Here is a 13,277-nt window from a genome sequence, read left to right on the forward strand (position 1 = left end):
TGAATCAATCCTGCCGCTGCTTGGGGCAACCCGCTGGCCACGCTGGTGGCCAATGCCCCTCCGATTTGAGGCAAAGTACCAAGCCGAACGCGGGTTAACTCCCGTTGATTGACCCTTGCATAGCGCACTTTGCCATCAGGGCTCGCTATCACTCCCGAACTAAAAATGCCGACCCAAAGGTCGGCATGTTGCTTTTAAGAGGCGCTGTGCTTGCTACATATGCTCAGATCGCCGCTGACCAGAGGCTCACACTCGCCATTGCGCCTTGAGCCTATTGGCTAAAGATCGTCTGCCCGCGAAAGACGGTGCGGGTGACCTTGGTATCGGCGATCTGCTCCGGTTTGCCGGCGGCGACCAGCTGGTAGAGATCCCGGTCGAGCACGATAAAGTCGGCCGATTTGCCCACTTCGATGGAGCCGCTGATGGCCTGCTGGCGCACCGCGCGCGCGCCATTGATGGTGTAGGCCGCCAGCATTTCGTCCAGGGTAATGCGCTGGCTGGCGCGATAGTCATCGCCGCTTTGGGGAGCCTTGATGATCCCGGTAGCCATATTTTCGAAGGGGCGGGGATCCCGGCTGTCGACCGGGGCATCGCTGCCTGCGACCAGTATGGCCCCCGCCTTGCGTGAACTCTCGACCGGGTAGAGGGCGTCGTGCAGATAACCGAGGGGATCGTAGAGGGCATCGCTCAGGGATTGGCCCACCCGGGTCGGCTGGATAAAGGAGGCGACCAGCATGTCGTAGGCCAGCTGGGGGGAGGTCCAGGCATAGGTAAAGGTGAGGTAGAGCCCCAGCTCGCCGAGCCGTTTTTGATCATCGGGATGGACCACCTGCAGGTGGGCCAGGGTGTGGGGAATGCCTCTATCACCGTTGCTGGCGCGGGCGGCGGTGAGGGCATCCAGCGCCGTGCGGGTGGTGCGATCACCGATGCTGTGCATATGGATGCTGAAGCCTGCCTTGTCCAGCGCCCCTATATAGCGGGTGAGGTCGGCCTCCCGGTAGTTGACGATCCCGTTGTTGCCGGACTCCTCGCTGTCGGCTGTGATGGTCACTTCATCGGTAGCCGGGTCTCTGGCCAGATGGGGGGTGTGGTAGTTTGCCAGCATGCCGGCATTGGGCAGGAAGGGGGGGTTGTGAAGGGATCCCCTTCCAGCACACCGTCGAGGAAGATCTTGACCGCATCGGCCTTGATCAGCGGGTTGTTGGCAAAGGATTCTCTCACCTGGCTGGCCTTGGCAAGATGCCCCTCTATATCGAGTTTGCCCTGATAATCATCATCGCTAAAGCAGGTGGCGGCCGTGACACGCATATGCAGCAGGTCCCGTGACTGCATGGTGAGTAGTCGCTGGCGGATAAAGTCGGTGGCGCAGGCATCCTGAATGCTGGTGATACCGCGAGAGGCCATCAGCTCGGCAATGGCGGGCAGGATCTGGTCGTATTGGCTGGCTGCCTGCTCATCACTGGCGCTCAGAACGCCGCTATCGGGCACTGGAATGGCGCTGCGGGCCGTGTCACGCACCACTCCGCTGGTCAGGTCGACATAGGGGATAAAGGGCTCGAAGACCCCGCCGGGGGCCAGCGTAGTTCCATTGAAGCCGATTGTGTTGCCGTCGTTATCCTGCGCCATGGCAAGGGCGCGGGAGTTGTAGGCACTGGCATGGCCATCGACCCCGGCCAGCACCACCGGATTGTCGGGGGCGGCGGCATCGAGGGCTGCCAGCAGGGTGGCATGGCTGGCGGTTGCCGTATTGCCCTCGTAGGGAGACCACTGGTTGACTACCAGCCACTCCCCCGGTTTGGCCGCATAGCGGGGCAGGCATGTGCTGATCTTGGCGGCCAGCTGATCCAGAGTGACGGGTTTGCCATCGAGATCGCACATGTCCAGCGCCACCGTACCGAGCAGATGGATATGGTTGTCATGCAGGCCGGGCAGTACCATTCGGCCTTGCAGATCCACCACCCGGGTGGTGGGGTGCTTGAGCGCTTCGGCCCCCTCCTGGTTGCCCACATAGATAAACTGGCCGTCACTGACCATCATGGCCTCGGCTACCTGACGCTGCCCATCCTGGGTGTGGATCTTGCCGTTGAGATATAGGGTCGTTGCCCCATTCGTATCATTGGTGTCACTTCGGCAGCCACCGAGCAGGCCTGCGGCCAACAGGAGGGTGATGCCAAATCGGGTTGAGGTATGTTTGCTATCCATTGCACTGCTCTCCTTGGGTTAAATGCAGTAATTACTGCAGATCTGAGCAGATATGTTTATTGCAGCTATTCTGAAAAAATCCAGTAATTACTGTATTTATTTAACTTTTTGTTTACCTTGTCTCATGGATGTCAATGAGCCACTACCGGTCGTGACCCGGGCAAAGAGGGGACCTCAGTGGTTCGAAGGAGAGAAGATGTCAGAACAACGAGTGCCTGCCGCCCTGCATATGCGGCGTCAGCCCCGGCAGCAGCGCAGTCAGGAGGTGGCGAGTCGCATTGAACAGGCCACCCTGCTGTTGCTGCAGGAGCGAGGTTTTGCCGCCCTCAACACCAATGCCATTGCTGATCGGGCCGGGGTCGGGATCAAATCGCTCTACCACCTCTATCCCAACAAGGAGGCGATCATTTGCCGTCTCGCTATGGGGTGGCTGGCAGCTATCTGTGAGGCGCAAGAGCAGATCCGAACCCAGGCGACCAGTTGGCCGCACGTGCTGGTGCTGCTGGATCTGGCGCTTGAAGAGCTTGATCGTCGCTTTGTCGGCTATGGTGCCTTGTGGCACGCCATGGATCTCATCCCCGAACTGCACGTGGTCGAGCAGGAGCACGAGCGGCGCCAGATTGACTTCTGGTCATCCCTGCTGCGCGACTTTGGCTGCCGCTGGCCGGAGGCCGAGCTCACGAGTCTGGTGCGCTACTTCTATCGCACCGCCGATGTGACCAAGCAGTGCACCCGTGGTGATGGGGAGGCGGGCCAGAGGATGTGGTTGCTGCATCGTCGCTGGAGCGAGCAGCTGATCGCTGCCGCTATTGCCGAGTCCGACCCGGCACGGGTGTGGCAGGCAAGGCCAGCCCTGCTTATGGGCACGGAAGTGCAGGCAAAGGCGGCGCCATAACAGGCGCCGCAAGGTGTGCGGGTCGGCGCTTTGCTTGTTGTAGCCAGACGTGGCTGAACCGTGCAAGAGCGATGTCAGCGCGATTATTTATCCGCCTTGCCCGCCGCATCGGCAAGTTTGGCCAGCTGTTTGTCATACCAGGCCACCGGGCGGTTTTCATCTTCCGCACGCTCCTTGCGCCTGATGGCGTTGCGCACCGCCATGGCGCCCAGCCAGCGGAATGGCTCTGGCGGGAAGTAGCCACGCGGGCCGCTTACCAGGGCGCAGTCGCGCCACGGTTTGTCCTCCTCCCGCACTTCATCGCGCACCAAAGCCGCCAGGATCTGGCCGCCGATCCAGCTTTGCGCCACTCCGTTGCCGGAGTAGCCGAGACCATAGACGATATTGGGCTGCCCTCGCCAGTGGCCGAAGAAGGGGAGGCCATCCACCGAGCGGTCGGAGGCGCCGCACCAGCTGGCTGCGATGGGCACCTCTTTAAGCGCCGGAAAGAAGCGGCGCAGGGTGCGGGTGAGGGGGGCAAGATAGCGGCTGGGGGCATCAAACTCGGCTAGATGGCGGTTGGCAAAGGCGAAGGTGTTGCCCCCCTTGCCCAGCATCAGCCGCCCTTGCGGGGTGGATCGGTAGTAATGGACAAAGGTGCGGCCATCCACCACGGAGCGGCCGTGCTCAAGCTGCTGGGCAGCCAGTGCATCCGGTGCGGGGTCGGTTATCACCATATCGGAGGAGACCAGCACTATGCTGCGGCGAAACTCGCGAAAGTGCTGCACCATGGCGCTGTTGAGGGCCAGCACCACCTTGCGGGCACGCACCTCGCCCTGTGGCGTTTGCACCCGCGCAGGCTGGCCCGCCTCAAGGCGCCGCATAGGGGAGTGTTCATAGACCTCGACCCCCAGTTCCCGCGCCACCCGCAGCAGGCCGCGCACCAGCAGTGCCGGTTGCACCGAACCGGCGTGGGGGCTGTAGAGCCCCTCCAGATGAACGTGGGAGCCGCTCTGGCTCGCCAGTTCACCCTCCGCAATCGCCTGCCACTGGTTAAGACCGGCGCGCTGTAGCTCCTGCAATACCGGCTCCATCAGGCCGCGCTGCGCCTCGCTGGTGGCGGTGTAGCAGGTGCCCTCGACCCTCAGCTCTGCCTCTATGTTGTGCTGTTCGCAGAAGTGGGCGATCTCGTGTACCGCCTGCTCGGATCTTTGTACCAGCCATGCGGCCTGCTGCTCGCCAAACAGGCGCCTTAACGTCAAATACTTCGCCGACCAGGTGAGCAGGCAGCCGCCGTTGCGCCCGGAGGCGCCGCTGCCGCAGCGATCTTTTTCCAGCACCATGATGCGTAAGGCAGGCTCGGTCTGTTTAAGGGCGATGGCGCTCCATAGCCCGGTAAAACCGCCACCGACGATGCAGACATCGGCCTCGTGGTTGCCGACTAGGGGCGTGGGCGGCGCGGGCTGTTCGGCGGCGAGCGCTTCGGCCAGCCAGAAGGGGAGAGTGGACATGATGACTCCTCGATAAGGTTATTGGTGGCGCCAGCGCTGGGTGCAATCCAGCAGGGCGCGGCTCAAAAAGAGCTGGAGCAGCTTGACGGTGGCGGCGGCCAGCAGGATCAGGGTGGCCATGGCGGCGGCCGCGGCGGTATCGCCGGAATCCTCCATGTTCAGCACGGCGATGGAGGCGAGCACGCTGTCGCTCGAGTAGAGGAAGATCACCGCCGAGGTGGTGGTCATGGCGTTGACGAACAGATAGATAAAGATCTCCAGCAGTGCGGGCAGGGAGGCGGGCAGGGTGACTCGCCAGAACGCCTTCCAGAGCGGAATGCGCAGAGAAATGGCCACCAGCTCCAGCTCCTTGGGCAATTGCTTGAGGCTGGTCAGCGCCGTCATATGACCCACGGTGTAGTAGTGGATGACGCAGGAGAGCACCATCAGTGGCAGGGTGCCGTAGAGGCCGCCAAAGAGCGGATTGCCGTTGAAAAAGAAGATGTAACCGAGCCCCAGCACCATGCCGGGTACCGCCAGCGACAGCATGGCGAGCAGATGCAGCAGCTGGCGCAGCGGCGCGAAGTGGCGCCCCTTCTCCTGCGCCCAGGCCAGCACCATCACCAGCACGGTGCCGATAAGCGCGGTATAGAGGCCCAGCTGCAAGGTGTTGGTAAATGGCTGCCAGCCGTAGACGCTGTTGCTGTCAAAGGCGTAGTGATCCAGCGTCAGCCCGAGGTTGTAGGGCCAGAACTGTACCAGCGAGCCGTAAACCGCCATCCCCACCAGCGCCAGAAACAGCAGGGCCCAGAGGGTACACCAACCGAGCGCCAGCAGATCCCGCAGCCGATGGGGTTTGGGTTGATAGGGCACCGCCTTGGTGCTGCTCTGCTCCTGCATCTTGCTGCGCACTCTGTGCTCGAGTGCAAAGCTCAACAGTGCCGGCAGCAGCAGGGTAACGCTGGCAACGGCGCCGAGTGAGAAGTTCTGCATCCCGATCACCTGCCGGTAGATATCGGTAGCCAGCACGCTGTACTGGCCGCCAATCACCTTGGCTACCCCGAAGTCGCAGATGGTGAGGGTGAAGACGGCGATGGCGGCGCTGAGCAGGCCATAACGGGCGGTAGGCAGGGTGACGGTGACAAAGGTGCGCCAGCCGCTGCTGCCCAGCACCCGGGAGGCTTCATAGAGGCGGGCGTCGCTCTGACCCAGCGCCGTGATAAGGATCATCAGGGCGTGGGGGAAGCACCAGAAGCCAAGGCCAATGACGATGCCGATGGGGCCGTAGATGCTCTCGCCGCCGAGCAGCCCCTTGGCGATCCCCTGATTGCCAAACCAGTAGACCAGACTGATGGCGGGCAACAGGGAGGGCATCAACAGCGGGATCAAACCGATGAGGCGAAACAGGGGCTTGCCCGGCATACAGGTGCGGGTGAGGGCGTAGGCGTAGCCAAAGGCGATGGTCACCACCAGCGCGGTGATCAGCACCCCGAGCCAGAGGGTGTTGCCGATGGTGCGCCCCAGATGAGGGGAGTCGAAGTAGGCGCTGAAGTTGGCAAGGCCCACCCAGAGGCCGTTCTCATCCTGCAGACTTTTTTGCAGCATGGTGAGCAGTGGCAGCAGCAGACCGCCGGTGAGCAGGGCGATGCCGAGCACCAGCAGGATCAGTTGCAGCAGCTGATCCCGGCTCCAGCCGCGACAGAGCCGCTGCCAGCGAGAGTCTTGGCGGGCTGTCGCTGGCGGCAACAGGGAGGAGGTCGCGAAGGGGGCTGTCATGGGCGATCTCCTTCAAACAGCTGCATCGCTCCGGCGGGCCAGTGCAGCGAGCAGCGCATGCCGCTGCGCCAGCCACCCTGTTCGTGGCGGGGCAGCTCGTGGGTCGGGCGCTCCACCAGGATCTGCTGCGGGCCCAGATAGGTGTCGGCGGTGCAGATAAGGCGCTGGGCGGCGCCGAGAAACTCCACCTGATCGATGGTTGCTTCAACGCCATGTTGGCCAAGATACGGCTCGCTCGGCGCACTCAGGGTGATCGCCTCGGGGCGGATCGCCACCTGCAATTTGCTGCCGGCAGCGGCCTGGTTGGCGAGTTGCAGCGGTTGTTCGTTGAGGCGCACCTGAGTGGGGCTCAGCACCAGGGTCTCGAGGAAGTTCATGGTGCCGACAAAGCTTGCCACGAAGCGGCTGGCAGGCTGGTGGTAGATCTCCTGCGGGGTGCCCACCTGTACGATGCGGCCGCCCTCCATCACTACGATGCGGTCGGCCATGGTCAGCGCCTCTTCCTGATCGTGGGTCACCATGATGGTGGTGATGCCAAGGCGCTGCTGCAGGGCGCGGATCTCGCTGCGAAGATGGGTGCGCACCAGTGCATCCAGCGCGCTGAGCGGTTCGTCCAGCAGCAACAAACCGGGGGAGAGGGCGAGCGCCCGGGCCAGCGCCACCCGCTGCTGCTGGCCGCCGGAGATCTGGCTCGGGTATTTGTGGGACTGGGCAGTTAGATCCACCAGCCCCAGCCAGTGATCGACCCGCTCCTTGATGAGATCCCGCGCCAGCCCCTGATTCTCAAGGCCGAAGGCGATGTTCTGGGCCACCGTCAGGTTGGGGAAGAGGGCATAGGACTGAAACACGATGCCAAAATCGCGCTCCTGGGGCGGCAGGCGGGAGATATTGCGCCCCCCTTGCCAGATCTCGCCGTTGTCCGGCAGATCCAAGCCGGCGATGGCTCTGAGCAGGGTGGTTTTGCCGCAGCCGGAGGGGCCGAGAAAGCAGATAAACTCCCCCGGCTCAATGGTCAGAGAGATCCCCTTGAGGGCCTGAAAAGCACCGAACTGCTTGTTGAGATGTTGAATGTCCAGATAGGGCTGGGTCATGGTTCGACTCGCTACTGATTTGGTATATACCAGTTTGCGGGTGAAGTGTGACGGTCAGGTGATCGGGGGATGACAGCTTGATGACAGTCAGATGAGATCGGGTCGTCAGCAAGTGGCTGGGCCCTGTGTGGATGGGCGAAGCGTCGCTAATTGAAGGCAATGCAAACTCGGGAAGTTAAAACCAAAAAGCGAAGGCCAACAGCTGTTGGCCTTCGACTGGCTGTTTATTGGCAGCGGTGTGTCTGGCGTGAACAAACCGCCGCCCTTCACGCTTACTGTTTGGCTTCGGTCTTGCCGTCGAAGCTGGCGCTCCACTGGGCCAGGATGGCGTTACGCTCGCGGGCTGCCCAGCTAAAGTCGTTGTCGATCATCTGGCCTTTGATATCCGCCGGATAGCCCGCTCTCGGTTGGGCTACATCGGGGATGGCGACCACGGCGAACGACTTGTTGTAGAGGGCGTTGGCCTGTTCGGTGGCGGCAAAGTCGAGCAGCTGTTTGGCGGCTTCCAGCTTGGGGGTGCCCTTGATGATGGCGGCGGCCTCCATATCCCAGCCCGACCCCTCTTTCGGGAACACCACCTCGATGGGGGCACCCTTGGCCTTGAGGCTGGTAGCCGGGAAGTCGAAGGAGATACCGATCACCGTTTCACCGCTGGCGGCCAGCTTGCAGGGGGCGGAGCCCGAGTGGGTGTAACGGTCGATGTTCTGGTGCAGGCCGTTCATAAATTGCCAGCCCTGCTGCTCGCCCATGGTCTGCAGCCAGCCCGCAACGCTCAGGTAACCGGTACCGGAGGAGCTGGGGTTGGGCATGATCACCTTGCCCTTGTAGATGGGCTTGGTGAGGTCGGCCCAGCTGGTGGGCGCCGGTATCCCCTGTTTTTCCGCCTCTACCTTGTTGAAGCAGATGGCGCTGAAGAAGGCGTCCAGACCGATCCAGTGCGGCTCGGCCTTGCTGTCGCGAAAGCGGCTGTCGAGCTTCTCCAGTCCTTTCGGTGCATAGGCATTGAGCATCTGCTGCTGATCGAGCTGCATCAGGCTGGTGGCGGCCAGTCCCCACACCACATCCGCCTTGGGCTGCGCTTTTTCTGCCAGCAAGCGGGCGGTGACCACGCCGGTGGAGTCACGCACCCACTTGATGTTGATGTCCGGATGCTGGCGTTCGAACGCGGTTTTCAGCTCGTTGAGCTGCTCCGGTTCGAAGGCGGTGTAGACGGTGAGATCGGTCGCGGCCAGTGCCGGGGCGGTCATGGCAGCCAGCACGGCGGCGGCCAGCAGATGGGTTCCCTGTTTCATCCTCTTCTCCAGTTAGATTGGTTTGGTATAAACCAGGTTGGTCGAGAGAGAGGCTAGGGGATCTTTATGACGTGACCGTGACAGCCCCGTGACGTTTTGCCGTTCCTGATTTATCCGTGACTAATCCTGGGTATCCACCTCGATCTCCAGACTGTCGTGGCGCCAGTACTCCAGATCGAAGTCGAGCACCCGGCCGTGCTGATCGAAGTTGAGCCGCTCGAGGCGTAGGGCGGGCAGACCGGCGGTGGCCCCCAGCGCCTTGGCCACTTCGTCCGGCAGGGCGGTGGGAAAAAAGCGCACCTGCATGCGGGCGTAGTGGAGATCGTAATGGGCCTGGTAGATCTCGGTCAGACTGCCGTTGAGATCCAGCTCCAGCAGGCCGGGCACCCGCTCTGGCAGGCAGTGGTTTTCGCAGTAGCAGATAGCGCGCCCGTTGGCGTAGCGCAGCCGTTTGAGCAGAAACAGGCTGTCGAACGGCTTGAGCTGCAACTGCGCCATCAACGCGGGCGGCACCGCCTGGCGGTTTTTTTCCAGCAGCTCGGTGCGCGGCTCACCCCCTTGCTCCCGCACTATCTGGTGAAAGTTGGAGGTGCGTCTGGGATTCAAGCGAAAGCGCGGCGGGGTGACGAACCAGCCGCGGCGATCCTCCCGATAGATAAGGCCGTTCGCCTCCAGCTGCACCAGTGCCTCGCGGATGGTGACCCTTGTGGTGCCATAGAGTTCCCCCAGCAGCCGCTCGGAGGGGAGCTTGTCGTTGGGGGCCAGACCCCCCGCCAGGATCTGGTTGGCGAGGGCATCCTTGATCTGCAGGTATTGCGGTTTGCTCATGAAAATTCCTGGTTTTGCAATAAGTTGTGCAATGAGTTGGGCAATGGGCTGGGCACAGGGCAGGTCATCTGCCCGGTCGTTACACGGCAACATCAACATGCGTTGGTAGATACCAGCAGCGCCCCTGCTGTTCAGGCTTCCTAGATTATCGCGATCCCGGCGCTGAAAATGAATTTTTTGTTGCACGTAGCGCCACCCCTTTGACCTTGGCGGGGCAGTTACCCACAATGTGCTCATTCTGGTATATACCAAAGGAGCGAAGTCATGACCCATATTCCTGCGGCCTCCGCCGCCGTCGATTACCTGCTGCTGACCCCGGGCCCCCTCTCGACCACTGCCACGGTGCGCGCCGCCATGCTGCAAGACAGCTGCACCTGGGATGCGGACTACAACCAGGGCGTGGTGGAGCCCATCCGCCGCGAGCTGGTGCGCCTCGCCACCGGCCCTGAATATCAAAGTGACTACAGCGCCGTCTTGCTGCAGGGGAGTGGCAGCTATGTGGTAGAGAGCGTGCTGGGCTCGGCGATAGGCGTCGATGAGTGTCTGCTGATCATCAACAACGGCGCCTATGGTGCCCGCATGGGGGAGATGGCCCGCTGCCTTGGCCTGCGCCACCACGAGCTGGATTGCGGCGAGACCAACCGCCCCGAACCCGCCGCCATCGAGGCGATGCTGGTGCGCCACCCCGAGATCACCCATCTGGCCATGGTGCATTGCGAGACCACCACCGGCATGCTCAACCCCCTTGAGGAGGTGGCTGCGCTCTGCCAGCGCCGCGGCATTCGCCTGATCGTCGATGCCATGAGCAGCTTTGGCGGTATCCCCATCGACATGGGACGCCTTGGCATCGAGTTTCTTATCAGCTCGGCCAACAAGTGCATTCAGGGGGTGCCGGGCTTTGGCTTCGTCATCGCCCGCCGCGCTGCGCTGGCGGCCTGCGCCGGTCGTGCCCGCTCGGTCTCCCTCGACCTGCACGCCCAGTGGCAGACCATGGAGCAGCAAGGGGGCAAGTGGCGCTTTACCTCGCCCACCCATACCGTGCTTGCCTTTGCCCAGGCGCTGCGCGAGCTGGACGAGGAGGGGGGCATCGCCGCCCGCCATCAGCGTTACAATGAAAATCAGCGCACGCTGGTGGCGGGGATGGCTGCCCTCGGCTTTGCGCCACTGCTGCCAGAACAGTGGCAATCTCCCATCATCACCGCCTTCTACTCTCCGACCCACCCTGACTACCGCTTCGCCGACTTCTACCAGCGGCTCAAGGCACAGGGTTTTGTTATCTACCCGGGCAAGGTCTCCCAGGCCGATTGCTTCCGTATCGGCAATATCGGTGATGTGACCCCAGAGCGGGTGCGCGCTCTGCTCGCCGCCATGGCCAGCGCCTGCTACTGGCAAGGGGACGCGCGATGACCAGCATGCTGGCTCAGGGTCGTGATCTGCGTGGCCGCGATTTGCATGACCATAAGCTGCACGGCAGCGGCCGCGCCGATAGCGAAGGGGATATCAACCTTGGCGAGGGGCGGGCGCGCTGGTGGGCTGACCAGAGCGAGGCGGTGCAGGCGGGATTGGCGGAGGATAGCCGCTACTTTCTCCATCAGGCACTCTCCACCCCCTGTCTGGATTTGATCGAGGGGGCGCAGGGGAGCTGGTTGACCAGCGTATCGGGCAAGCGTTACCTCGATTTTCACGGCAACAGCGTCCATCAGCTGGGCCACGGCCACCCCAGGGTGGTGGCCGCGGTGCAGCAGCAACTCGCCAATCTGCCGTTTGCACCCCGCCGCTACACCCATCAGGTTGCCATCGACTGCGCCCGCACCCTGGCTGAACTGGCCCCCGGCGATCTCAACCGGGTGCTGTTCGCCCCCGGCGGCAGCGAGGTGGTGGGGATTGCCCTGAAGCTTGCCCGTTTCATCACCGGCAACAGCAAAGTGGTGTCCCTGTGGGATGCCTTTCACGGCGCCTCCCTCGATGCCATCTCGGTTGGTGGCGAGGCCTGTTTTCGCGCTGGTATGGGCCCGCTGATGGCCGGCGTGGAGCGCATTCCACCGCCCACCCGTTATCGCGGCGTCTGGTATCGCGGGGAGGGGGATGACCAGCACTACGCCGATTATCTGGAGTACGTCATCGAGAAGGAGGGAGGGATCGGCGCCTTTATCGCCGAACCTATCCGCAACACCGATGTGCAGGTGCCCTCGAAGGCCTACTGGCAGCGGGTGCGCGAGATCTGCGATCGCCACAAGGTGCTGCTGATCGTCGACGAGATCCCCAATGCCCTGGGCCGCACCGGCCACTGGTTCAGCTTTGAAGAGTTCGGCATCGAGCCCGACATCATCTGTCTAGGCAAGGGGTTGGGGGGCGGGGTGGTGCCGTTTGCCGCGCTCATCACCCGCGACCGTTTCAATCAGGCCGCAGCTATTTCGCTCGGTCACTACACCCACGAGAAGAGCCCCATCGGCTGCGCGGCGGCCCTCGCCACTATAGAGACAATCCGCGAAGCTGGATTGTTGGCAAAAGCGCAGGAGGATGGCCGTTTTATGGCGGCCGAGCTCGGCAAGTTGGCCGAACGTCATCCGCTGATCGGGCAGGTGCGCGGTATCGGTTTGCTCTGGGCGCTCGATCTGGTGGTCGATCACCAGAGTCGCACCCGCAATAGCCAGGCCGCCGAGCGGCTGCTCTACCGCTGTCTGGAGCTGGGACTCAGCTTCAAGGTCTCTCAGGGCAATGTCATCCAGCTCTCGCCGCCACTCAATATCGCCCGTGCCGATCTGGTGCGGGCCATCACCATTCTCGATCACGCCCTCGGCGAGATCGCACTTTCACCGAAACAGGAACACCACCATGACTGACTTGCAGACTGCCATCGACCCTACCACCGACGTGGAGGCGCTGATCCTCGACTGGGCCGGCACCGTCGTCGATTTCGGCTCCTTCGCCCCCACCTCCATCTTCGTAGAGGCCTTCGCCCGCGCCTATGACTTTCCCGTGACTCTGGACGAAGCACGCCAGCCCATGGGCCTTGGCAAGTGGGATCATATCGCCACGCTGGGCCGTCTGCCTTTGGTTGATGCGCGTTGGCAGGCCCGCTTCGGCCACCCCATGAGCCACGCCGAGGTGGACCACATTTATCACACCTTTATGCCGCTGCAGATTGCCGCCGTGACCCGCTTCGCCGACCCCATCCCCGGTGTGCTGCCGGTGCTGGACGCTCTGCGGGGTCAGGGGATGCGCATTGGCTCCTGCTCCGGTTACCCCCGTCCAGTCATGGAGGCGCTGGTGCCAGCGGCGGCCGATCACGGCTATCGCCCGGATCACTGGGTCGCTACCGATGACCTCAAAGCCGGTGGTCGCCCCGGCCCCTGGATGGCGCTGGCCAACGTGATTGAGCTGGGAGTGAGTGCGGTGCATCGCTGCATCAAGGTGGATGACGCCGTGCCGGGTATCAGCGAAGGGCTTAACGCGGGCATGTGGACGGTGGGATTGTCGGTTTCCGGCAACGAATTTGGTGCCACTTGGGAAGAGTTTGCCGCCATGAGCGAGGCGGAGATCGCCGCCCGGCGCGCACCGGCCGAGGCCAAACTGCGGGCGGCGGGGGCACACTATGTGATTGATACCCTGGCCGACATCGCCCCGGTTATCGCCGATATCAACCGCCGTCTGGCCGCTGGCGAGCGGCCGTAGGCCATCTGCTTGGGCTAACAAAAGCGCTTGGCTGGCTTTAGATATAACA

The 13,277-nt window shown here is 62.8% G+C and carries 9 protein-coding genes and 1 pseudogene; 4 read left to right on the top strand and 6 right to left on the bottom strand.

The annotated features are described in order from the left end of the window. Window positions 1-271: 271 nt before the first annotated feature. Window positions 272-2,202 (bottom strand): annotated as a pseudogene (locus tag G5315_RS14340) (amidohydrolase). Between the two features lie 196 nt (window positions 2,203-2,398). Between G5315_RS14340 and G5315_RS14345 the strand changes: the two are divergent. Then, window positions 2,399-3,097, top strand: a complete 699-nt coding sequence (locus G5315_RS14345; protein ID WP_266134848.1) for a TetR/AcrR family transcriptional regulator — start codon at window positions 2,399-2,401, stop codon at window positions 3,095-3,097. An 83-nt stretch (window positions 3,098-3,180) separates the two neighbouring features. Here the strand turns inward: G5315_RS14345 and G5315_RS14350 are convergent, their stop codons facing one another. The 5 genes from G5315_RS14350 to phnR all read right to left on the bottom strand — a co-directional run bounded on the left by G5315_RS14350 (window position 3,181) and on the right by phnR (window position 9,553). Then, window positions 3,181-4,587 carry an FAD-dependent oxidoreductase gene (locus G5315_RS14350; RefSeq protein ID WP_421333257.1) on the bottom strand — a complete coding sequence of 469 codons (1,407 nt, stop codon included), beginning with the start codon at window positions 4,585-4,587 and terminating at the stop codon, window positions 3,181-3,183. An 18-nt stretch (window positions 4,588-4,605) separates the two neighbouring features. Beyond that, entirely contained in the window at window positions 4,606-6,342 is a 1,737-nt protein-coding gene (locus G5315_RS14355) for a putative 2-aminoethylphosphonate ABC transporter permease subunit (protein ID WP_421333258.1), read from the bottom strand. Beyond that, complete coding sequence (locus G5315_RS14360; RefSeq protein ID WP_042080961.1) at window positions 6,339-7,433, bottom strand: putative 2-aminoethylphosphonate ABC transporter ATP-binding protein; 1,095 nt, start codon at window positions 7,431-7,433, stop codon at window positions 6,339-6,341. The genes G5315_RS14355 and G5315_RS14360 overlap by 4 nt, the downstream gene beginning before the upstream one ends. A gap of 272 nt (window positions 7,434-7,705) precedes the next feature. Further along, window positions 7,706-8,725 carry a putative 2-aminoethylphosphonate ABC transporter substrate-binding protein gene (locus G5315_RS14365; protein WP_043824248.1) on the bottom strand — a complete coding sequence of 340 codons (1,020 nt, stop codon included), beginning with the start codon at window positions 8,723-8,725 and terminating at the stop codon, window positions 7,706-7,708. 120 nt (window positions 8,726-8,845) lie between these two features. After that, window positions 8,846-9,553 carry a phosphonate utilization transcriptional regulator PhnR gene (phnR, locus tag G5315_RS14370; protein WP_162519648.1) on the bottom strand — a complete coding sequence of 236 codons (708 nt, stop codon included), beginning with the start codon at window positions 9,551-9,553 and terminating at the stop codon, window positions 8,846-8,848. A gap of 264 nt (window positions 9,554-9,817) precedes the next feature. Here phnR and phnW point away from each other — a divergent pair, with 264 nt between their 5' ends. From phnW to phnX, 3 genes are read left to right on the top strand one after another with little or no spacing between them, the layout of a single operon-like run. Then, entirely contained in the window at window positions 9,818-10,960 is a 1,143-nt protein-coding gene (phnW, locus tag G5315_RS14375; protein WP_421249914.1) for a 2-aminoethylphosphonate--pyruvate transaminase, read from the top strand. Beyond that, window positions 10,957-12,396, top strand: a complete 1,440-nt coding sequence (locus G5315_RS14380; protein WP_421333259.1) for an aspartate aminotransferase family protein — start codon at window positions 10,957-10,959, stop codon at window positions 12,394-12,396. The genes phnW and G5315_RS14380 overlap by 4 nt, the downstream gene beginning before the upstream one ends. After that, on the top strand, window positions 12,389-13,228 hold the full coding sequence (gene phnX, locus G5315_RS14385; RefSeq protein ID WP_421333260.1) for a phosphonoacetaldehyde hydrolase: 840 nt from the start codon (window positions 12,389-12,391) through the stop codon (window positions 13,226-13,228). The genes G5315_RS14380 and phnX overlap by 8 nt, the downstream gene beginning before the upstream one ends. Window positions 13,229-13,277 lie beyond the last annotated feature (49 nt).

This window comes from Aeromonas sp. 603607, from assembly GCF_049171595.1.
Lineage (GTDB): Bacteria > Pseudomonadota > Gammaproteobacteria > Enterobacterales > Aeromonadaceae > Aeromonas > Aeromonas veronii.